This is a genomic window from Staphylococcus saccharolyticus, from assembly GCF_900458815.1.
Lineage (GTDB): Bacteria > Bacillota > Bacilli > Staphylococcales > Staphylococcaceae > Staphylococcus > Staphylococcus saccharolyticus.
In genome coordinates this window covers 1,293,136-1,316,654 of the sequence record NZ_UHDZ01000001.1, presented here as the reverse complement: position 1 = coordinate 1,316,654, position 23,519 = coordinate 1,293,136, and the positions used below count along the sequence as shown (strand labels likewise).

At 32.2% G+C, this 23,519-nt stretch carries 21 protein-coding genes and 1 pseudogene; all 22 read right to left on the bottom strand.

Translation table 11 applies throughout. From position 1 onward, the window contains the following. Positions 1-66: 66 nt before the first annotated feature. Positions 67-1,359, bottom strand: a complete 1,293-nt coding sequence (asnS, locus tag DYE57_RS06485; RefSeq protein ID WP_115313340.1) for an asparagine--tRNA ligase — start codon at positions 1,357-1,359, stop codon at positions 67-69. Between the two features lie 127 nt (positions 1,360-1,486). Then, positions 1,487-4,189: a helicase C-terminal domain-containing protein gene (locus DYE57_RS06480; protein WP_115313339.1), complete on the bottom strand. Its 2,703-nt coding sequence runs from the start codon at positions 4,187-4,189 to the stop codon at positions 1,487-1,489. A gap of 24 nt (positions 4,190-4,213) precedes the next feature. Then, the gene (locus tag DYE57_RS06475; RefSeq protein ID WP_115313338.1) at positions 4,214-5,185 is read right to left on the bottom strand and encodes a biotin--[acetyl-CoA-carboxylase] ligase; all 972 of its coding nucleotides are present in this window, start codon (positions 5,183-5,185) and stop codon (positions 4,214-4,216) included. Beyond that, positions 5,172-6,374 (bottom strand): CCA tRNA nucleotidyltransferase, encoded by a 1,203-nt coding sequence (locus DYE57_RS06470; RefSeq protein WP_115313337.1) that lies wholly within the window; start codon positions 6,372-6,374, stop codon positions 5,172-5,174. Before DYE57_RS06470 ends, DYE57_RS06475 begins: the two co-directional genes overlap by 14 nt. Continuing rightward, a complete protein-coding gene (bshA, locus tag DYE57_RS06465) occupies positions 6,364-7,506 on the bottom strand; it encodes an N-acetyl-alpha-D-glucosaminyl L-malate synthase BshA (RefSeq protein WP_115313336.1) in 1,143 nt (380 codons plus the stop codon). The genes DYE57_RS06470 and bshA overlap by 11 nt, the downstream gene beginning before the upstream one ends. Before the next feature lie 22 nt (positions 7,507-7,528). Beyond that, positions 7,529-7,846: a nucleotide pyrophosphohydrolase gene (locus DYE57_RS06460; protein ID WP_115313335.1), complete on the bottom strand. Its 318-nt coding sequence runs from the start codon at positions 7,844-7,846 to the stop codon at positions 7,529-7,531. 207 nt (positions 7,847-8,053) lie between these two features. Continuing rightward, on the bottom strand, positions 8,054-8,749 hold the full coding sequence (locus DYE57_RS06455) for a zinc metallopeptidase (RefSeq protein ID WP_185802534.1): 696 nt from the start codon (positions 8,747-8,749) through the stop codon (positions 8,054-8,056). A gap of 44 nt (positions 8,750-8,793) precedes the next feature. Continuing rightward, positions 8,794-9,388, bottom strand: a pseudogene (locus DYE57_RS12830) (DUF1405 domain-containing protein). Then, a complete protein-coding gene (locus DYE57_RS06445; protein ID WP_115313334.1) occupies positions 9,385-9,951 on the bottom strand; it encodes a YpiB family protein in 567 nt (188 codons plus the stop codon). Before DYE57_RS06445 ends, DYE57_RS12830 begins: the two are co-directional and overlap by 4 nt. Before the next feature lie 15 nt (positions 9,952-9,966). Beyond that, positions 9,967-11,211, bottom strand: coding sequence for a tetratricopeptide repeat protein (locus DYE57_RS06440; protein ID WP_115313333.1), 1,245 nt, complete (start codon positions 11,209-11,211; stop codon positions 9,967-9,969). Between the two features lie 3 nt (positions 11,212-11,214). Further along, a complete protein-coding gene (gene aroA, locus DYE57_RS06435) occupies positions 11,215-12,516 on the bottom strand; it encodes a 3-phosphoshikimate 1-carboxyvinyltransferase (protein WP_115313332.1) in 1,302 nt (433 codons plus the stop codon). Between the two features lie 9 nt (positions 12,517-12,525). Continuing rightward, a complete protein-coding gene (aroB, locus tag DYE57_RS06430; RefSeq protein ID WP_115313331.1) occupies positions 12,526-13,593 on the bottom strand; it encodes a 3-dehydroquinate synthase in 1,068 nt (355 codons plus the stop codon). Positions 13,594-13,620: 27 nt separating this feature from the next. Further along, complete coding sequence (gene aroC, locus DYE57_RS06425; RefSeq protein ID WP_115313330.1) at positions 13,621-14,787, bottom strand: chorismate synthase; 1,167 nt, start codon at positions 14,785-14,787, stop codon at positions 13,621-13,623. A 256-nt stretch (positions 14,788-15,043) separates the two neighbouring features. After that, the gene (ndk, locus tag DYE57_RS06420; protein ID WP_165417875.1) at positions 15,044-15,493 is read right to left on the bottom strand and encodes a nucleoside-diphosphate kinase; all 450 of its coding nucleotides are present in this window, start codon (positions 15,491-15,493) and stop codon (positions 15,044-15,046) included. A 144-nt stretch (positions 15,494-15,637) separates the two neighbouring features. Then, complete coding sequence (locus DYE57_RS06415; RefSeq protein ID WP_185802535.1) at positions 15,638-16,597, bottom strand: polyprenyl synthetase family protein; 960 nt, start codon at positions 16,595-16,597, stop codon at positions 15,638-15,640. Position 16,598: 1 nt separating this feature from the next. After that, a complete protein-coding gene (locus DYE57_RS06410) occupies positions 16,599-17,327 on the bottom strand; it encodes a demethylmenaquinone methyltransferase (RefSeq protein ID WP_115313327.1) in 729 nt (242 codons plus the stop codon). After that, positions 17,320-17,901 (bottom strand): heptaprenyl pyrophosphate synthase subunit A, encoded by a 582-nt coding sequence (locus DYE57_RS06405; protein WP_115313326.1) that lies wholly within the window; start codon positions 17,899-17,901, stop codon positions 17,320-17,322. The genes DYE57_RS06410 and DYE57_RS06405 overlap by 8 nt, the downstream gene beginning before the upstream one ends. 324 nt (positions 17,902-18,225) lie before the next feature. Beyond that, complete coding sequence (locus tag DYE57_RS06400; protein WP_002433931.1) at positions 18,226-18,498, bottom strand: HU family DNA-binding protein; 273 nt, start codon at positions 18,496-18,498, stop codon at positions 18,226-18,228. 169 nt (positions 18,499-18,667) lie between these two features. Beyond that, on the bottom strand, positions 18,668-19,666 hold the full coding sequence (locus DYE57_RS06395; protein WP_115313325.1) for an NAD(P)H-dependent glycerol-3-phosphate dehydrogenase: 999 nt from the start codon (positions 19,664-19,666) through the stop codon (positions 18,668-18,670). 17 nt (positions 19,667-19,683) lie between these two features. After that, positions 19,684-20,994 carry a ribosome biogenesis GTPase Der gene (gene der / locus DYE57_RS06390; protein WP_115313324.1) on the bottom strand — a complete coding sequence of 437 codons (1,311 nt, stop codon included), beginning with the start codon at positions 20,992-20,994 and terminating at the stop codon, positions 19,684-19,686. A gap of 213 nt (positions 20,995-21,207) precedes the next feature. Next, positions 21,208-22,383, bottom strand: coding sequence for a 30S ribosomal protein S1 (gene rpsA / locus DYE57_RS06385; RefSeq protein WP_115313323.1), 1,176 nt, complete (start codon positions 22,381-22,383; stop codon positions 21,208-21,210). A 408-nt stretch (positions 22,384-22,791) separates the two neighbouring features. Next, positions 22,792-23,451 carry a (d)CMP kinase gene (gene cmk / locus DYE57_RS06380; RefSeq protein ID WP_115313322.1) on the bottom strand — a complete coding sequence of 220 codons (660 nt, stop codon included), beginning with the start codon at positions 23,449-23,451 and terminating at the stop codon, positions 22,792-22,794. Positions 23,452-23,519: the final 68 nt, after the last annotated feature.

Genomic DNA, 23,519 nt, shown 5'->3' with positions numbered 1-23,519 from the left:
GCCCAGCCGTAATTAATGACTGGACGTTTAAACTGACTTTAATAATTTTATTACTACATGACCATTTTATGGATATAAGCGATTTAACAAACGTGGGAATGGTGATGTTTCACGTACGTGTTCAACACCTGAAATCCATGCTACAGTACGCTCTAAACCTAGACCAAAACCACTATGAGGTACGCTACCATAGCGACGTAAATCTAAGTAGTAGCTATAACTTTCTTCATCCAATTCATGTTCATCAATTCGTTGTTCAAGTAATTCTAAATCATTAATACGTTCAGAACCACCTATAATTTCACCATAACCTTCTGGAGCAATTAAATCCGCACATAAGACTGTATCCTCATTCTCTGGATTAGGTTGCATGTAGAATGGCTTTATTTTAGTTGGATAATGTGTAATAAATACTGGTAAATCGTAGTGGTTAGCGATTGCTGTTTCATGTGGTGCTCCGAAATCTTCGCCCCACTCAATATCGTCAAATCCTTCTCCTTTCAAGAATTCAATAGCATCATCATATGAAATTCTTGGGAAAGGTGCTGCTACTTTTTCTAATTTAGATGTATCCCTATTTAAAGCCTTAAGTTCTAGTTGACAATTTTGTAATACTGATTGAACAATATGTGACACATATTGTTCTTGTACTTCTAAACTTTCAGCATGATTCGTAAACGCCATTTCTGGTTCTATCATCCAAAATTCAATTAGATGACGACGTGTTTTGGATTTTTCGGCACGGAAAGTCGGACCAAATGAGAATACACGTCCATGAGCCATTGCTGCAGCTTCCATATATAATTGGCCACTTTGAGATAAAAATGCGTCTTCATCAAAATATTTTGTATGGAATAATTCACTTGTACCTTCCGGTGCACTAGCAGTTAAAATTGGTGGGTCAATTTTAGTGAATCCATTACTGTTGAAGAATTCGTAAGTGGCACGAATAATTTCATTTCTAATTTTCATGACTGCATGTTGTTTTTTAGAACGTAACCATAAGTGACGGTGATCCATTAAGAATTCTGTACCATGATTTTTAGGTGTAATTGGATAATCATGTGCTTCATGAATCACTTTTATAGATTTAACTTGCATTTCGTAACCTAAATCTGAGCGATGATCTTCAGTAATTGTACCTTTCACATAAAGAGAAGATTCTTGTGTAATATCTTTAGCTAATTGGAACATTTCTTCATCCACTTCTGATTTCACTACAACACCTTGCATGAAACCACTGCCATCACGTAATTGTAAAAATGCAATTTTACCGCTTGAACGTTTATTAGTTAACCAAGCACCTATTGTCACTTCTTGGTTAAGATGTTGTTTTGCTTGTTTAATCGTCGTTTTCATAACTAAACTCCTATTTTTCTTTTTGTATTCTCATTTATTTTAACAAAATATGAAGATAACTTCTACATGTTGACCTTTAGAGCGCGCGCTTGATTGTGAATATGATTTGAACATTTCATTGCTTCATTTAGGTATCATTATTCTTGCTTTTTTGAATCTGTCCAAGCAATTTATTGAATTGTTGAATGTTCCCTTTTTTCTGCTGATAATGCTCTAACGTTTGTGCAAAGAAGTTTTTAAAATTACTATTCACGAGACGATCGTCAAAAGATACAATAAGTCCTTTATCATTTTCATGACGTATGAGACGACCTAACCCTTGTCTAAATCTAGTTACAGCATCGGGTAATACATACTCTTTAAAAGTAGAATCAAATTCTGTATCCATAAGCCAGTATTTTGTATTGTGTTTATTCATAAATGGCAATTTAGCAATCATTACACATTTAATTCCATTAGCTTGAAAATCAAAGCCTTCAAAAAATGTTGAAGTACCAAGTAATATCGATTTATCAAAGTTGTTAAATTGTTGAACGATTTTATAGTTTTGATTTTGTTGTTGCGTCAGTATCACATAATCTTCAAAAGAAGGCAATTCATTGAGTAAATCTTGAACCATGTGCATCATTTTATAACTTGTGAATAATACCAAACATTTTGATTCGGTCACTGTGACATATTCAAATAAATAGTCGACGATTGATGCAACGTAATCATCGATATTTTTGTAATTATATGTTTCGATATCTGTTGGTATAAAGACGTTAGTATTTTTAGACACGGATTGAGGTGTTGTTACCTCAAATGTATTAAATGTTGCGTCCTCTTTAAACCAGTTCTTAAATGCATCAAAAGAATGATTAAATGTTAAAGTACCTGAAATAAAGGTCAATGATTTAAATTTGTCTAGTACTTGTGAAGTTAAGATTTCTTTTACAGCATAATCCTTAACTAATAAGCGAATCGTAGACTTTTGAGATAAGTTTTTAATTGAAATATAGCTTGTATGATTATCTTTTAAACTCTGTTCAATTTGTTTGAATTTATCGTTTAAATATAAAAGTTGCTTCCGGATTGATTTAATTGTCTTATGCCCCATACCATTAAAGATCTCGATGGTTTTATTGAGTTTATCAGTAATTTCATGGAGATTTTTTAAAATCTCTACGGTTTCAAATTGGTATACGTAATGATACTTATGTATATCATCATCATAAACTTCTGAAGATTGAATGATTTCATAAATTGTAGAAAATAAATGTTCATTTAAATCATGCAGATCGTTAATATTCGATTTTAAGCCGAACACGTCAATCGGTGCAATATCTAACTTTTCTAAAATACGTTGTTGTTCTAATTTATCGACAGCTTTAAGTAACTTCTCATTTTCATTTCTACCAATAAGACCTAATTGATACTTTATATCTGAGTAGTTAAGTTCGTTAGTGATTTGATTTAAAGCATAATCAGGTAAGCGATGTGCTTCATCTATAATACAATCATCGAAGAGTTGATAGATGGAATTTTCAGAGCCAGAATGAATCAGATGTGCATGATTCGTAATACCAATTTGGATATTTTGTGCATTGCGTTTGATGTAATTATAGTAATGAATGTCATGGCGTACCGGGACGTATGTTTCACTCTTTTGATCAAAGTACATCTTTTGTCCGCCTTTTAGGTTTAATTCTTGAATATCACCAGTTAAAGTTTCAGTAATCCAAATCAATAATTGCATTTTTAAGATACTTACTTCATAATTACTCGTTTCATCTTTAAGAATCTGACTAACTAAACCTAGAGAAATATAGTCATTTTTACTTTTTATTAGTGTCGCATTGATTTTAAAACCTAATACTTCATTGAGAGCTGGTATATCTTTTTCCAATAATTGACTTTGTAGCAATTTCGTATTAGTTGAAATCATGACATGATTCTCAGTTTCGAAGCTATACATAATGGCTGCAAGAAGATATGCCAATGATTTGCCACTACCTAGAGGTGCTTCAATCATTGCTTTATCGCTATGCATTAATTGATCCAGTATAATTTCTGATAAATAGAGCTGTTGTGGTCGGTATGTCAGTTGAAGTGCTTTAGTTACCTTAGTATATAAATCTTTCAATGAATCATTAAAATGAGTCGTCGGACCTGTAAAGTCGATTTGTTTACGATAGATGATTTGTTCAAATTGACTAAACTGTTCACTTAAAGATTGAGGTTTATAATTTCTAACCATTTCAAACAGGATATTATATAAGTCATATTTAAGATTTTTACTTAAATAATAGAGTTGCTTCTGAGTGTCTAATGGTAGTTGTTCAATCTTTTCAAAAGCTTTAATCATTAGCTTTGCTGTGGTTGTAGCATCTTCATCCGCACGATGCGCATTTGTTAATGGTATGTGATGAGATTGTGCGAGTTCACTTAATTGATAACTTTTATCCGTTGGAAATGCAATTTTGAATAGCTCCAAGGTGTCCATGATTTTTTTTGGTTTGAAACGAAGATTGCATTTTGAGAATGCCTTTTTAATAAAATTAAGATCAAAGGAGATGTTATGAGCTACAAAAATGCAGTCTTTAATTAAGTTGTAAATATCCTCGGCAACCTCATTGAAATACGGTGCTTGAGTAAGCATATCTTCTTCAATTGATGTTAAGGCTTGAATAAACGGTGGAATTTCCAAATCAGTTCGAATCATGGAATGGTACGTGTCTATAATTTGATTGTTACGTACAAATGTTATACCAATTTGTATAATTTCATCGTAATCTAATTGGTTACCGGTCGTTTCTAAATCTACAACTGCAAATGTTGCTATTCCCATAGTGCCCTCTCCTTATCTTTATGTTTATAAGTCAATATCTGCACTCATTAATTGATGTAAGTTACCTTTATCATCTTTAACAAGTAAGAAACCATCTTGATCGATGTCTACTGCTTCCCCAATAAATTGATGGTCATTTTCTGTAAATACTAACTGTCGGTGCCACATATTTGTGGCTTCAATATATTCTTCTCGAATCGTCTCAAAAGGCTTATTTAAAAATTGTTTATAGCGTTTATGAATTTCACTCAATAATACTTTTAAAAAGTCATATCTATTCATCTTACTGTCTGCATAAAGTCTTACACTCGTAGCTCTATGTCTAATTTCATCACTAAAATCACTTTCAGTATGATTCATGTTTATGCCTATACCACAAATGATAGCTTCTATAGCATCATAATTAGCGACCATTTCAGTCAGAAAACCACAAATTTTCTTATGTCCAATATATATATCATTAGGCCATTTAATTGAAACTCTATCTTTAGAAAAATGTTGAATTGCGTCTCTAATTCCTAGAGCAATAAATAAGTTGAATTTAGGAATAAGTGAGAATGGAACATTAGGTCTTAATACAAGTGACATCCATAATCCCTTTCCTTTAGAAGAACTCCAATAACGATTAAATCTTCCTCTTCCTTCAGTTTGTTCATCACTTAAAATTAAAAATGAATCTTTATTATCTACTAGTGCTTTTTTAGCTTTTAATTGAGTTGAATCTACAGTTCTATAGACTTCGAGTTGATCGAATAACTCTAGTTGATTAATGATAGGTTGTACGATACCGCTGTACCATTGATCAGGTAATGAGTTAAGTTGATGTCCTTTGTGATTCATAGACTTGATATCGCACCCATCATGCTTTAATTGATCGATGACTTTTTTGACTCCAGCTCTCGAAATATTTAATTGATCAGCAATATATTGTCCTGAAATATAATTTGGTTGATTTTCATATAGCATTCTAACGACATCTTGGCTATATTTTGACATTTGCGTCCACCCACTTTAAGATTTCATCTTGTGTATTTTTGATTTTTTTAGTTATGATAGCGATTTCGATTTGTCTTAACACATCTTTTAACCAAGGTCCTGATTGAGTGTTCATATGTTTTAAAATGTCTCCCCCATTTACCGCCAATTCCTTTCTTTGTTGTATAGGTAAGTGCTTGGCTACTTCTTTAATACTGTGTTCGTTTATGATAAGTGGATGAGCGATTTCTATACCATTTAACTCTAACGTCTTACTTGTTGCAAGGACTTTTTCAATATCCATGATATTAAAGTCGTATACGAGTGTTATTAACGTTGATTTTGAATGAATTCTTGGTAATAATTCGATGAGTTTCATATAAGTCTGTATCATCGACTTTTCTTGATTACTTATTTTTAAGGAGTTCAATGAACTATCTATGCGTTGTTGAACAAGTAATATTGCAATCCATAATTCAAAATCGATAGGTTCAATGATTTGAATTTGACTCATTTCAAAAGCACTAAAGAATGGTATAAAGTGAAACGCTCCTAATTCTTTCATATTATTAAAGCTTTCAGCTACGTTACAGCCGAACATTAGTTTTTTTAGTTCTACTACAATTCGTTCAATCGATAAATATTGTATATCTGAAATTTGTGATTTCATCGCTTTAAATGTTTCATTATGAATTTGAAAATCGAGCTGAGATTGAAAACGAAGGCCTCTTATGATTCGGAGTGCATCCTCTTCAAATCTTGCTTGTGCATTTCCGACGGTTCGAATGCACTTATTTCTAATGTCTTTTTCTCCATCAAAATAATCGTAGGTTTTATAATTAATATCCATTGCAATGGCGTTTATGGTAAAGTCTCTACGTTGAATATCTTGATATAAATCTCGCACAAAATAAACTTCGCTAGGTCTGCGATGGTCGATATAATCATCTTCTGCTCTAAACGTTGTAATTTCATAGTTTTCATGGTTAAACACCACATTAATGGTACCGTGTTGTTTGCCTACCGGAATCGTTTTATCAAATATAGATTCTATCTCATCAGGAGTTGCACTTGTGGTAATATCAATATCGTGAATTGCCCTATTCATCAGATAGTCTCTTACAGATCCACCTACAAAGTAAGCTTCGAACCCATATTGTTGAATTTCATTTAAGATAGGTTTTGCGCGTTCAAATAAGTTATAACTCATGATGATTTTCACCTTGTTCTAACATCTTTTTATAATAAAATTCATATTGATCAGTAATTAAATCAGAACCAAACCGTTCTTTTATATCCTCTAGCATACGTGATTGCATACGATGATATAATCTTTGATCTTTTAACAATTGAACGGCGTAATGTGCTGCTTGCTCACTATCCCCAATTTCTACAATAAATCCTGTTTCATCATGTTTAATGACTTCTTTGATACCTCCAGCATTTGTACCAATCGGAATAATTCCTGTTTTCATGGCTTCTAACAAAGTTAATCCGAAACTTTCTTTTTCACTTAAAAGAAGTACGAGGTCTGATAATTGATAAAATGCACTTACATCATTTTGTTTACCTAGGAAAAGGACCTGTTCTTCTACACCTAAGTCACGTGCTTTATGTCGCATATCGAATAATTCCGGACCGTCACCTAAAAGTATAAGCTTACTAGGTATCTTTTCTCGTACAAGAGCAAATGTTTCAATCACTGTGTCTATACGTTTAACTTTTCTAAAATTAGAGACATGAATCAGCACTTTCTCTTCTGGTTCTATGCCATAGCAAGCTTTTAATTCTTCGTTATATCGTGTCGGAAATTCATTTTCACGAACAAAATTATAAATAGGTATAATTTCTTTTTGTGTATCGATAATTTCGTAAGTTTGTTGTGCAAGAGAATGACTGACGCTTGTAACAATATCGCTTTTTTCAATTCCAAACTTAATGGCATTTTGAAGTAAATGATCATAGCCAAGTACAGTGATATCAGTTCCATGCAGTGTTGTCATGATTTTAACGTCTCTTCCTGACATTTGTTTAGCTAATATTCCACAAACTGCATGAGGTACAGCGTAATGCATATGTAATATATCTAAGTCATATTCTTGAATGACATCTGATATTTTAGTGCTTAAAGTAATATCATAAGGTGGATACTGGAATACGGCATATTGATTGACTTCAACTTGGTGGAAAGTAATGTTTGGTAATGGGTTGCGAATTCTGAAAGGAATATTTGAGGTAATAAAATGTACTTCATGTCCGCGTTCAGCCATTTTAATGCCAAGCTTTGTTGCAATAATCCCAGAGCCACCCATGGACGGGTAACAAGTAATACCAATTTTCATCTGTGCCCATCCTTTCTAATAATTATTTTTTCTCGAAACGATTTTTATCACGAGTGTTAAATTTCTCCATCGTTTCATTGAAACTTTCTGTCATATCTATATCTAAAGAATTTGCAATACATAATAAAACGAATAAATTATCTCCTAATTCAGCTTTAATAGTATTATCAGCTTCTGTATCTTTCTTTTTCTTCTCTCCATAATAGTGATTAATTTCTCGTGCTAACTCTCCTACTTCTTCTGTCATTCTTGCGAGATTAGCTAGTGGTGAAAAATAACCTGCTTTAAACTGACCAATATAGTCATCAACTTCTTGTTGCATTTGCGCCATAGATTTCATATTAGAGTAACTCCTTTTTCGCTTTTCTAATATAGTATATTACAAATTAATAACTCATGCATTTCAAGTGCTATTGGCCATTAATTTTAAATTATTGAAAGTTAAATTCTTCAAGTTTTAAAAATGTAAAAACCTGGCAAGCTTTACATTTTCATGTAAACTTACCAGGTAATAGTGTCAAAATTTAGTTTGTTATGTCAACTTGTATTAATCGCTTGATCTTGCAATTAAAATAATACGTGTAAGTTCAGCTAATGCTACAGCAGTTGATGCGACGTATGTCATTGCAGCTGCAGACAATACTTTCTTAGCATGTTTGTATTCTTTCTCATTTACGATATTTAATGCAGTGATTTGCTTCATTGCTCTCGAACTAGCGTTAAACTCAACAGGTAATGTCACAATTGAGAATAATACTGCAAGTGACATTAAACCAGCACCTACCCAAAGAACAGTAGAACCGAAAACACTACCGACGGCTGTTAAGATGATACCAATCATAATAACAATGTAGCTTAAAGAACTACCGATGTTGGCTAGGGGTACTAAAGCTGTTCTAAATCTTAATGGTGCATAACCTTGCTGATGTTGAATTGCATGTCCAACTTCATGCGCAGCAATCGTTGTACCAGCAACTGAAGGTCTATCGTAGTTTGCAGGAGATAAACAAACAACTTTTTTATTAGGGTCATAGTGGTCCGTTAAGAAACCGTCGCCTTTAACGACGTCGACATCATAAATACCGTTCGCATGTAAAATTTCTTCGGCAACCTCACGTCCTGTTTTACCACTTGTGGATCTCACTTGAGCATATTTTTCATAATTAGATTTAACTTTATGTTGAGCCCACATTGGAATGACCATTAATATTACGAAATAAATAATCATAGATATTAAAGACAATAAACTCACTCTCCTTTATTGTTATTTTACTGTCAAATTTATCTTTAATCAAATGTTTTAACTTTGAAAAATTGTTTCAAACCAAAATATAGGTATAATGAAATGAGACTTAAAATGACTGATAATATTCCAATTTGAATCGTATGTGTAGCTATAAAATCATAGTATGGAAACTGATTCAAACAATAATTTATGACATCAATCATCATATATGAAAGAACCCCATCCAGCTAAAATCGTGATTTTAAAACGAGGGTAGAAATATAGTGCTTCTAATGTCATAATACCATGTAAAATTGTCAACATCATACCGTTAAGTGTTATGTCACCTTGTTCAAGAAACATAAAAATATTCATTATGATAGCTCAAATTCCATATTTAAGTAAAGAAACAAAAGCTAAAGTATCTATAACGGCTAAATGTTTATTAAAAATCATGAGTATGATTGATATGCATAAAAATAAAGATGCAGTAGGTAGGCCTATCGGGAACAAATGGTACAAAGTAAATTGGAGTAACATTTAATTGCTCTACCAAACATATCCATACATGGTGCCTAGTATATTGCAAATTAGCAGTATCATAAGTGTCCATCTTTGATAAAGCATTAATTCCCAAAGCCGCTTTGAACTATTCATCTTTCTTCCTCATAAGATGAATGAATATCTCTCAATTTTAATATATTTAATATTTGTGTAAGTTGGTAAAATTGATCAGGTTCATTCATTTGTAAACTTAAGTCTATGTTATCCTGTATGTTTTCAATCATAGAGGTTTGCTTTTTTTTATTCATAGAAATTACATATAAATCTTGGATATAAGAAGTGTAGCTCGGTGAGTGTATGAGTTGAGACAATATTAAATCATCAAGACGTGGTTCACTTTGACGATCTTTTGCAAAGTGAATTTGAATATCTATACGTCTTGTATGCTTAGCAATATAATTGAAGATTTCATTTGTATTAATGTATGTCTGATTTGCTTTAGTTAGCTGGATTGCAGAAGCGTTTGCGTTCATTTCTGCAATCTCTAAAGTATGATGATTTGAAATTTTGTCGTTAACAAAATGAACGAGATTGAGCTTTTCTTTATTCGCTTTCAAATAGTTCAATACCCATACGGTTATTCTTGATTTAAAACGATAGTGAAACAATATATATTCAAGAAAACTTTGTTTCATACGGATGAGTGATTCATTCATTTTTATTCCACCCACTTAAAATTGCATTCGTATTACTTCTTCATGCCATGTTTCATTGCTAGGATCAATGTCTAATAATTGATTTAAAATGGCTTTTGCTTGATCATTACGCCCTATTTCAACGAGATAGAGGTAATAATCACTTAAGAATTCCTCATGAGTATGCAATGTAGAATACGCAAGCTTAAAGAAATGTTGTGCCTCTTTATCTCGTTCTTCATGTGCATAAGCATACGCTAAATACCACATAAAGACAGGATCAAGATCTTCCTCATCAACAAAGGTTAATAACTGAATAATTGCCTCATAATCTTCTTCTTTACGATATAAGTCACTTAAAATTAATAAAGGTTCATGATAAGCGTTGTCTACTTCTAATGCTTGTTTTAATAATTCAGCACCCTTATTTGCGTCGCCATGTTCAAGTTCTAAACTACCTGTTGAAACCATTAATTCCTTGTAGAATTGGCTTAATCGTAAACCCTCTTTACCTGTTTCGATTGCATCTGGGTAATTTTTCTCATTTTCATATAGGGATTGTAAATAGAAGTATCCTTGTATAAAATCGGGATCTTTAGAAAGTAATGATTGCATGATTTTAATGGCTTCCTGAGTTAAGTCATTTTTTTCATATGCAATGGATTTTTTAAAATAATCCCCAGAGTTCATTTCATCTTCACTAATTTCATCGAATAATCGAATTGCATCTGTATAGTTACCACTTTGTAAACTACAATCAGCCATTCTAGAAAATAAATTGATACCGTTAACTTGGTATTCACCTGTCTCTAAAACAGTTTCATACTCTGATGTTGCTCGTAAGTATTCTCCATCAAAATATAATAACTCAGCTAATGCAAAATGAATAATAGGATCACTGGGTTCAAGTTCTAAAGCTTCTTGCAGTTTATCAATTGCAACTTCTAACATATTGATTTGTTGATATAAATCAGCTTCTAACATCAATTTTTCTGCAGAAGGTTTTACTTGCGATAAATATTCAAGAGCTTCATTCGTTTGATTCTCCGTCATTAATCCTTCGATAAAGTAGATTAATAGTTCACTCTCATCAGGATATTTATGATATAACGTTCTAAATATTTCTAACCCTTGAGGTGTAAGACCAAAGTTGTACAATGTTTCACCTAGAATAAATAATGCATCATCATTATTTGAACTAAGTGCTTCATTGACACGAGAGTCTAAATGATCTAATTTTTGTAGATTGATATCATCTATAAGTTTGTAGATATCTTCCATTGTTTATTTTCCCTCATTTTCTAAAAGCTTTAATTTTGGTAAAAAAACTGGGAAGGAAACATTTACCGCATCAAATTGCTCAATTGTCAAAGGTTTAGAGCTTAAAAGTGATGCAACAGCGAGCATCATACCTATACGATGATCAGTTTGACTATCAACAATGGCACTTGCTTTAAATTCAGATGGACGAATAATAAGTCCATCATGTGTAGGTTGTAAATCAAAACCTAACATACTCAACATATCTGCTGTTGTATCTATGCGATTCGTTTCTTTAACTTTTAATTCTTCTGCATCTCTTATAATACAAGTGCTTGAAGCTTGTGTACATAGTAAAGCAACCACTGGTAATTCATCAATCGCTCTAGGGACTAAATCCCCTTCAATCATGATTGATTTTAAATTAGGCGTATATTGTACGTGTATAGATGCTGTAGGCTCTGCTCCTGTAGTAACATGATTTAATTCAATATTTCCTCCCATTTGCTCAACGATGTCTATGATACCTGAACGCGTAGGGTTAATGCCAACATTATGAATTGTAATATCACTACCGGGAGTGATTAATGCTGCTACTATGAAAAACGCTGCTGAAGATATATCTCCTGGAACATGGAAATCTCTGGTTTCTATGTGCTCTATGGCATGAGGAGAAGTTTGTATTGTTTTACCATTAACTTTTATCGGAATATTAAAATGTTCAAACATTGTTTCTGTGTGATTTCTACTCACATCACTTTCGGTTACAGTTGTTGCTTCATCTGAAAAAATACTTGCAAATAAAATCGCGCTTTTTACTTGCGCACTTGCTACCTCCATGTGATAATCGATACCTTTAATAGTTGATGGTTTAATAATCAGCGGAGTAAAATTATTGTCGATACCTGAGATTTTGGCATTCATTTTTAATAATGGTTTTAAAACTCGATTCATTGGACGTTTGCCAATCGAAATATCACCTGATAATACACTTTCAATACCTAAGCCACTTAGAAGACCAGCAAGTAAACGCGTAGTCGTACCAGAATTACCTGTGTAGAGCACTTGATGTGGTGTTTTAAAACTTTTGTACCCTGGAGAATTAATAATGATGTTGTCATCATCTACAGTAATCTCAACGCCTAGCAATTTAAATATTTCTATGGTTCTATGGCAATCTTCACCTAATAAAGGTTTAAAGATTGTTGATTTACCAGCTGCTAAAGAAGCTAACATTATTGCGCGATGTGTCATTGATTTGTCGCCTGGAACTTCAATCTCGCCTCTTAGAGGACCGTGAATATCAATAATTTCATTTATTGACATGTTCTTCACCTACTTCTTAAAAAATGCTTGTAATATATTGAACGCTTCAATATGTGTTTCTTTATCAACGTGTTTAACTAATGGGGAGCCTAATTTTTCTAACAATACCATTTGTATACCTTCCTTATTGTTCTTTTTATCTAAGAGCATATATTGATAGATATCTTCAAAATTAAGTTTAGTAATGGTATTTAAAGGATAATTTAAATGACTCATATAATCGATAAAGTGTTGAATATCATAGTTACAATTAAACATATTGTTTGCAACTATAAACTGATATAAAATTCCAATCATTACAGCATGACCATGTGGAATCTTATGTTGATATTCTATAGCGTGTCCAAATGTATGACCTAAATTAAGAAACTTTCTTGTCCCTTTTTCTTTCTCATCTTCAACTACAATATTTAATTTTGTTTTAATACCTTCAAATAAGTAATAATCTAAGTTTTTAAGTGATTCTAAATCAGATTGATTAGTAAAGTTATTCTCAATTCGTGCTGTAGCTTCTTTTCCATTCAATAATGCATGCTTATAGACTTCTGCATAACCACTTAAAATTTCGTTATATGGCAACGTTACCAAAAAATCTAAATCATAAATAACAGCTTTAGGTCGATAAAAGGCACCAATCAAGTTTTTGCCATGCTCGGAGTTAATGCCTACTTTACCACCTACACTTGAATCATGAGCTAATATGGTAGTAGGTACTTGAATAAATCCAACACCTCTTAATAAAGTAGTAGCAATGAAACCAGCAAAATCACCTGTCGCACCGCCACCTATAGCTACTATGCAAGTATTTCTGGTAATTTGGTAACTTAACAATTCTTCGATAGTTTGCTGATATTGTTTAAATGTTTTTGTATTTTCTCCGAAAGGTATAATTATGGATTGTGCGTTAAGCTGGAGTGAGAGTAAATCTATCTTTTGAGTGAATTTCTCATATACGTGGGTATCAATAATAAAAAACGTTTTATCAAAATCCTTTACGTATGTTTCTAAATGAGTTATAGCATGGCGTTCTACTATAATAGGATAATTATCAGTTGCATAAGTTGTTTTAAGTTTCATTTTTTCACCTCTAAAATACTGGTGTTTTTAAAATTCAATGTTAAGTTGACGACGTTCTTTTATTTGTTCTTTTAATTGATCGATATGGTTAGATTGGAATTCTTCAAGTAATGCTTTTGCTAGTTCAAAAGCTACTACATGTTCACAAACGATGCTTGCTGCAGGGACCGCACAGCTATCAGAGCGTTCAATGGTTGCTTTAAAATCTTCTTTCGTATTAATATCAACAGAATTTAAAGGTTTATACAGTGTAGGAATAGGTTTCATAACACCATTCACTATGATTGGCATACCATTACTCATACCGCCTTCAAAACCACCAAGGTGATTTGTGCTACGATGATATCCTTTTTCACGGTCATATTGAATTTCATCTTGTATTTCACTACCTGGTTTTTCTGTAGCTTTAAATCCTTCTCCAAAGCTTACTCCTTTAAAAGCATTGATACTTACTACACCTTGAGCAATGCGACCGTCTAATTTGCGATCATAATGTACATAACTACCCACACCTATAGGCATGTTTTCCGCTAATACTTGGACTACACCACCAATTGAGTCACCTTCTTTTTTAGCTTCATCTATTTTATCTCTCATTTGTTGTGCGATGTCATCATTAATCACCCGGACGTCATTTTTATCAGTATTTTCCTTAAAGATCTCCACTTCATAAAAATCTTTATCTTTAACGCTACTAATTTCTACAACACGACTATACATATGAATATTGAGTTGTTCTAATAAAATCTTTGATACTGCTCCGACGGCTACACGTGCAGCAGTTTCTCGTGCAGAAGATCGTTCAAGTACATTTCTTAAATCGCGATGATTATATTTCATTCCACCTACAAGATCAGCATGTCCGGGTCTAGGTTTAGTTATAGTGCGTTTCATATTATCTCTTTCTTCATTACTAATGGGTTCGACGCCCATAATATTTTTCCAGTGTGTAAAATCGTCATTTGTGATAATCATTGTAATTGGGCTTCCTAAAGTAAAACCGTTTCTAACACCAGAAACAATTTCGATAGCATCTTTTTCAATTTGCATTCGTCTACCTCGACCGTAACCGCCTTGACGTTTAAACATTTCCTTATTAATATCTTCAGATTTCATTTCTAAATTAGCTGGCACACCCTCTATGATGACTGTAAGTTGTGGTCCATGTGATTCGCCAGAAGTAAGGTATCTCATGAGCGCACTCCCCTTTCTATTCTTTAATACATTAAATTGTAATATGTTTAATATATTATCATATTCAATCACACAACATAAGTATGTAACTTCAACTAAGATATATTAAAAAATGATTTAAATCGAATACTAAAGTTAGAAACTTAACTTTTTAAATCATTGATAAATTCAAATACTATAACTAAAAAGAACTAGCTTAACATGTCATTAAGTCAGTTCTTAAAGGATAAAATGAAATTCTTTAAAAGTTTTTTTATTATTCGTATAACCAATCTTCTCTAGGTGCTGAATAATCAGCAATTTCATTACTATTAAACCATAATTTAACTTCTCGTTGTGCTGATTCAACAGAATCAGAACCGTGAATAATATTAAGACCTAATGTTAATCCTAGGTCACCTCTAATTGTACCTGGAGCAGCCTCAGAAGGATTAGTACATCCAATGATATGACGAGAAACTGCTACTGCATTTTCTCCTTCAACTACCATGGCAAACACTGGCGCAGATGTAATAAACGAAATGAGTTTATCATAGAAAGGTTTACCTTCATGTTCACTGTAGTGCTTTTCAGCTAATTCTTTAGGTACTTGCATGAGTTTGCCACCAACAAGTTTTAGACCTTTCTTTTCAATTCGAGTAACAATTTCTCCAATAAGATTTCTTTGTACAGCATCTGGTTTAATCATTAAAAATGTGCGTTCCACTATGTGTGTCCCCCTATGAGTATGTTTCATTCAATTTCCATAGCTATGTATAGGTACTGTTACCTATTTAACAAGGTATTTAAATATCCTGTTACTTATCATGGTAACAGGATAATGAAGCGCTTTCAACACTTAGCATTCATGTTATTTATTTCTACTGCCCATTTTTTTAATTAACTTTCTAAATAATTCTTTATTAGGACTATCTTCTAATTCATTGATAAGTGTGAGTGCTTTGTTTAAATATTTCTCACTTATTGCCTTAGATTGTTCAATACTTTGTGAATTTCTAATAATTTGTATACACTCTTCAAATGCTTGCATAGAACTATTAGGGCTTAATTGTGAGATTTTTTGTTTGAAATTAGTATCTTTTCTCATTTCAAGAAGTACTGGCAAAGTAATATGCCCATTCATTAAATCACTACCTACAGGTTTGCCTAATTTCTTTTCAGAACTAGTGAAATCTAAAACATCATCTATAATTTGGAAACTCATACCGATATAATGGCCAATCATTTTTAATTTGCGAATAACCTCATTTGAAGCATTGGATGTGATGGCACCGACTTGTGTAGATAATTGAATTAATAATGCTGTTTTACGATTAATACGTCGTAGGTAATTGATAATATTTTGTTTACTATTAAATTGGTCTTGAAATTGAAAGAGTTCCCCTCTACAAACATCTACAATAGATTTAGAAATTGTAGTATGTATTCGGTGATCATTAATTTCAGATAAATGTTCTAGACCTAATGCTAATAGAAAATTACCAGTCAAAATGGCTGTATTTTGATTCCACTTTTTTGATATTGTAAGGCGTCCACGTCGTTTGTCACTTTTATCAATAACATCATCATGCACTAAGGTTGCCATGTGGATAAGTTCTAAAGCAACTGCGACGCGATAAGTATTTTCAGAAGTGTTTTTATTGGTACCGAATTGACTACTTAAGATAACAAACACCGGTCTCACTCTTTTTCCCCCTGAAGAAAGCAAATGAAAGGAAGCGTCTTCAAGTGTTTGATCAGTACTTTTAATTGCTTTTTCAAGACGTTTTTCTACTTTTTTTATTTCATTATTAATGTTTAACTTTGCCACGTTAATCACCTTTGGTAGAATAATCATTTTCTTTATAGCCAAGGTGCATTGCAGCAACGCCACCTGTAAAGCTACAAACTGTAATATCATTAAATTCTGCTTCGAAGAATAATCTTTTTAGAGTCTTTTTATCAGGGAAGTTAAATGTTGATTGCTGTAACCACTCATATTCCTCTTTAGATTTAGCAAACATTTTACCAAAAATTGGCATTACAAATTTAAAGTATAAACTGTACACTTGTTTGAAAATCGGTAAAGTAGGCTGACTCGTTTCTAAACAAACTACCATACCACCTGTTTTCAACACACGATTCATCTCTTTAAGAGCAGCTAAATAATCAGGGACATTTCTAAGTCCGAAACCAACAGTCACGTAATCAAACGTATTATCTTCAAAAGGTAAATTCATCGCATCACCATGAACAAGTTTGAGATTATTTAATGAGGCTGTTTTTTGTTTACCAACTTCAAGCATATTTTCACTAAAGTCCAAACCAATGACTTCTCCATTAGTACCGACAGCCTCACTTAATGCGATTGTCCAATCTGCAGTGCCACAACACACATCTAAAGCTTTATTCCCTTCTTGGACGTTCATAGTTTTCATTACATGTTTTCTCCATACTTTATGTTGCTCAAAGCTAATAATATTATTTAAGCGATCATATTTTTGAGAAATATTTTGAAATACTGTATGTACTTGTTCTTTTTTTGCTTGATTTTCAGCCATTGTCATTACCTCTTCTTTTTATATAGCTTTGATTTATTTCTTTTAAAAATTGATTTATTTTATCTTTACTAAAATTCTCTAGATATTCAGGATGATAATTTTGATAAGTAGAAGTTAGTTCGTTAAATAAATGTAGTTTATTTAATGATTTTCCAAAATGTGAAATTGTGATGAATGGAAAGAGTACTTCTATATTTACAATAGCATCCTTAATTTCATCGTCAGAAAGATTTGATTGATTAAGTGAAGATTTTATCTCATTCATTTTCACTATAGCTTTACTCATTGATAATTGATAAGTAGGATCATTAATTTCTGCTAGCAAAGTATAAAAATGAGCACTTAATAAATCTCCTATCAAAATAGCTTTTTTGGATAAATGATTATCACCAATAGCATCCAAGTGGCGCATTGAAGTATCAATTGTGAGGCAAGCAAGTTTAACTTTGTCTGGAATAGAATATGAATCTAATAAATTCCCTAAAGATATATTTAATTGAATAGATTCATAATTGTTGATGCCCTTAAGTATATATCTTATATGTTTGTTCAATTTGCTTATTGTCTTTTCCATGTTCACACCTCACTTTATTATCACAAACAATATTAACATTATATGTAAAAAAATAAAATCTATTGAAGTTGGTCTTTTAGAGTAAATATCAATAACATTGATGATATAGATTTAAAATTTGCCTTTAAAAATATAATATGTAATTAAAATTAAGATATTGCATCTTTGACGTTGTAATACTTTAATTTGTAGTTATGATTTTAAATGTATGTATAAGTAACGCGTAGTGTGAGTTTTAAAATCACTAGTCTTTAATAATATTTGAGTCTTGTGACTCATACATAAGAACAAGAAAAAGCCCTCGAGGGGCTTTTTTAAGTAAAATTATTTAACAGCATCTTTTAATGCTTTACCAGCTTTGAATGCTGGTACTTTACTTGCAGGAATATCAATTTCCTTTCCTGTTTGAGGATTACGACCTTTACGAGCAGCACGTTCACGTACTTCGAAGTTACCGAAACCGATTAATTGTACTTTTTCACCTTTAGCAAGTGATTTTTGGATTGATTCAAAAACAGCATCTACTGCTGAACCAGCTTCTTTTTTAGTTAAGTCAGCTTGTTCTGCAACTGCATTAATTAAATCAGTTTTATTCATTATGAATTCACCTCCTGAGGTTTTATAATGATATAATTAATATCATTATGATTTGACTTTAACACACTGATAACTGTCATCGCAACGATTTATGCAATCAAAACGTTGATTTTACGCGTTTTATGACGAAAAGTTTAACATTTTCACCTAATGAGTAAAAATACACTAATTATTCCGCTTTTTTATCCCTGTCCATCAATTCTCTGACACTGTTTTTAACAGGCACATCTTCAAATAGAACTCGATATAAAGTATTTGTAATAGGCATATCTACACTTTCTTGTTGAGCTAAATAGTAAACTGATTTTGTTGTATAAATACCTTCAACGACCATTTTCATTTCACCTAAAGCTTCATCCATTGTTTTACCTTGTCCTAATTTATATCCTAATGTGTGGTTTCTGGAATGGGTAGACGTACATGTAACAATTAAGTCTCCAATACCTCCGAGTCCTAGGAAAGTCATTGGATCTGCACCTAATTTGTCGCCTAAACGACTGATTTCAGCTAACCCACGAGTCATTAATGCGGCTTTAGCGTTATCACCGTATCCCATGCCAGCTACGATACCACTTGCTATAGCAATAATATTTTTAAGAGCCCCACCTAGTTCCACACCTACTAAGTCATTATTAGTATAAACTCTTAAATAGTCATTCATAAATAAATCTTGAATCAGTTTGCTGATTTGTTCATCTTTAGATGATGCAGCAACTGTAGTAGGTTGTTTAATGACTACCTCTTCTGCATGGCTTGGACCTGACAATATTCCAATTCCCGCATTATGTTCAGATGATATTGAATCTTCAATCATTTCAGAAACACGTTTAAATGTTTCATTTTCAATACCCTTAGCTACATGGATAAATGTTTTCTTTGAATTAATAATTTTATCAATATTAGAAGCTACTTCTCTCATTGCTTTAGTTGGCAAAGCCATCAAGTAAATATCTGAATAATGCGTTGCTTCTTTTAAATCAGAAGTCGCCCTAATTGAAGATTCTAGTTTAGCTTCTTTTAAATAATTTTTATTCATATGATGGGTGTTTAACTCTTCCACGCTATCCTCATTTTTACCCCACATGAGAACATTGTGACCATTTTGAGCTAGTACGTTTGCAAGTGCAGTACCGAAACTACCCATGCCAAAAACTGTGATTTTAGTCATTTTTTATCCCCTTTGTTTTAATTTCTTTTTCTTGGAATGATATGAACAGGTGTACCTTCGAAACCAAATGCGTTTCTTATTTGATTTTCTAAATATCTTTTATAAGAAAAATGCATTAATTCAACATCATTTACAAATACTACAAATGTTGGAGGTTCGATGGCAACTTGTGTTGTATAGAATACATTTAAACGTCGACCTTTATCTGTAGGTGTAGGATTCATAGAAATCGCATCAGTTATAACTTCGTTTAAAGTTGAACTTTGTACACGTTTTTTATGATTTTCACTTGCCTCATTAATATATGGGAATAAAGTTTTTAAACGTAAACTTTCTTTAGCTGAAACAAATGCAATTTGTGCATAATCTAAAAATTGAAATTCATTTCTAACATCCTCTGTGAATTTTTTCATAGTTTTACTATCTTTATCTACTGTATCCCATTTGTTGACGACAATTACAATTGCTTTACCCTCTTCGTGTGCATAACCAGCTACGCGCTTATCTTGTTCAATAATACCTTGTCCTGCATCGATAACAACTAGAACTACATTGGAGCGTTCTATTGCTTTTAAAGCGCGTAGAATCGAATATTTTTCAGTAGATTCGTATACTTTACCTTTTTTACGCATTCCAGCAGTATCAATTAATACATAATCTTGTCCTTCATATGAATATTCAGTATCTACAGCATCCCTCGTAGTTCCGGCGACATTAGATACAATTACTCTGTCTTCACCTAGAATTGCATTAACTAAGCTTGATTTACCAACATTTGGTCTCCCTATAATGGAAAGTCTAATTGTATCTTCGTCGTAAGGGTCTTCAATTTCATCACCGAAATGATTAACAACAGCGTCTAATAAATCACCAAGTCCTAATCCATGTGATCCTGAAATAGGATATGGGTCACCAAATCCAAGAGAATAAAAATCATAAATATCATTACACATTTCAAGGTTATCTACTTTATTAACTGCTAAAACAACAGGTTTTTTAGATTTATACAGCATTTGTGCAACCATTTCATCACTCTGTGTAAGACCTTCTCTAACATTTACCATAAAAATGATGACGTCAGCTTCATCAATTGCTATTTCAGCTTGCGCACGAATTTGAGTTTGAAAAGGTGCATCGCCAATCTCAATACCACCCGTGTCTATGATATTAAATTCATGTGTTAACCATTCACCTGATGAATAGATACGATCGCGAGTAACGCCTGGTGTATTTTCTACGATTGACACACGTTCGCCGACAACTCTATTAAAAATTGTAGATTTACCGACATTAGGTTTTCCTACAATTGCAACTATAGGTTTAGTCATAGGGTAACTTCCTCTCTTTTTTCATCTACATAATTTTATCACATGAATACGCTTATTCAAAACCTCAATATGTTTAATTACATTCTTATAAGATGTTTATTTAAATTCAATTGAAAATAAAAACTCCAATAAGTTAACAAAGAACTGTTGAATAGATCTATGACTTAATTGGAGTGAGTTTATTAACAATAAAGAATGATTATATTGAAATTATTAGAACTTAAGATCTTTAAATTTATCGCCGAAAACATCACCTAGTGTAGGATTGTCTTCATCGTTATCATCAAGATAAGATTGAGTTGTAGATGCATCACTCTCAATCACATCTTCTTTAGGTAAAATGGCTTTAATTGATAATGAAATTCTTTCGTTATCTTCATCTATACTTAAGATTTTAACGTTAACTTGTTGACCAGGTTCTAATACTTCATTAGGAGAACCAATATGTTTGTGGTCGATTTCTGATATGTGAACTAAACCTTGAACTGCAGGTGCGATTTCTACAAAGGCACCAAAATTTGCTAAACGTACAACAGTACCTTCGATTATATCATTTTCGTGGAATTTACCTTTGATATTTTCAAAAGGTGTTGGTAACGTATCTTTAATAGATAATGAAATACGTTCAGAATCTTTTTCTACTGATTTAACTTTAACTTTAACTACATCACCTACTGAAACAACTTCCTCAGGTGATTGGACATGTTCGTGTGATAATTCTGATACGTGGACGAGACCATCCACGCCTCCAATATCGATAAATGCGCCAAAGTTTGTTAAGCGAGCAACTTTACCTTCAATAATGTCGCCTTCAGATAAAGATTCTAATAATGATGCTTTTTTAACATCATTTTCTGCTTGTTCTACAGCTTTACGGCTTAAAATGACTCTATTGTTTTCAGGATCTAACTCTTCCACTTTAATGCGGATTGTTTGTCCATCAAATACAGAGAAATCTTCAATGAAATCAGTTGAAATTAGTGAAGCTGGTACGAAACCTCTTTGACCAACATCTACGACTAAACCGCCTTTAACTACTTCAGTAACTTCAGCTTCAATCACTTCATCGTTATCAAGTTTTTCTTGTAAGTATTCATATGATTTTTCAGTTTCAAGTTGTCTTTTAGATAAAATGTATGCGCCTGAGTCGTTCTCTTCATCGAACTCAATTTTAGTCACATAAGCTTCAACTTCATCCCCAACTTTAACTACTTCACTTGGGTTTTCAATATGATGCGTTGAAAGTTGACTAATCGGGATGATTCCATTAAATTTATCCCCATTAATATGCACAACAACTTGTTTATCTTCAACTTGTTGAACATCTCCAGTGACTTTGTCACCTTCTTTAATATCATTAATCACTGATTCATTGAATTCTTCAGTCATCTTGTATGCCTCCTTATACACTACATAATTATAACATCTTATAAATTCGTAGAATTGTCAAGAGATTCTACTTTCAAGCACGTCTATAAATGAGCTTTGTTTTTATAAGATTATAAATCTGTCAAAGTCAAATTCATATAGTAAAATGAAACAGTTTTAGTTACATTATAGCAAAAAAGTAACTATCAATTATATTACTATAAACGACGTTAATTAATTATTAAGAAATGTTTAATTATAATTTAGAAAAAATATAGTTTGTAACTAATCGCAGAAGTGAAACTTATTTTTCATAATAATTATATAAAGTTTTATTAGCTAGTTAAAATGATATGCTCGTAAAAAAGACTACTATTGTAAGCATAAACCGCTTATACTACAGTGTAGTCTTCATCTATATTACAGTCGTTATTTAATTTGATTAACCATATCTAAAATTTCTTGTGTTACTTCTTCAATGGATTTACCTGTCGTGTCTAAAGTAGATGCATCATTAGCTTTTCTTAATGGAGAAATGTCGCGATTCATATCGTAATGATCGCGTGCTTCAATTTCTTGTTTAAGTTGTTCTAAATTAGAATCAATGCCACGTAATTCGTTTTCCTTTTGTCTGCGTTCTGCACGTTCTTTTACTGATGCAATCATGTATACTTTTAGTTCAGCATTAGGCAAAACAACGGTCCCAATATCTCTACCATCCATCACAATCCCTTTTTTAGCAGCTAATTTTTTTTGAAGCTTAACCGCAAATGAACGAACAGGCTCTTTAGAAGCGACGTAAGACACGTTGTTTGTAACATCATTTTCTCTTAAATAATCAGTAATATCTTGCTCATCTAATAATATGCGTTGCCCCTTTTGTTCATCATAAGTGAGTTCTAATGAAGTGTTATTGATTAACTCATTAAAGTTTTCTGGTTTGCCATTTTGAAGATATTTATATGTAATGGCACGATACATGGCTCCTGTATCTACATATATCATAGATAGACGACTTGCTACTTGTTTAGCTATTGTGCTTTTCCCGGCAGCAGCAGGACCGTCTAATGCAATATTGATTGAACTCATTATTCAATATCCTTCCTTGTTATTTTATAAATATTATTTTATCATAAAAAAGTAAAAAATTAATAGGA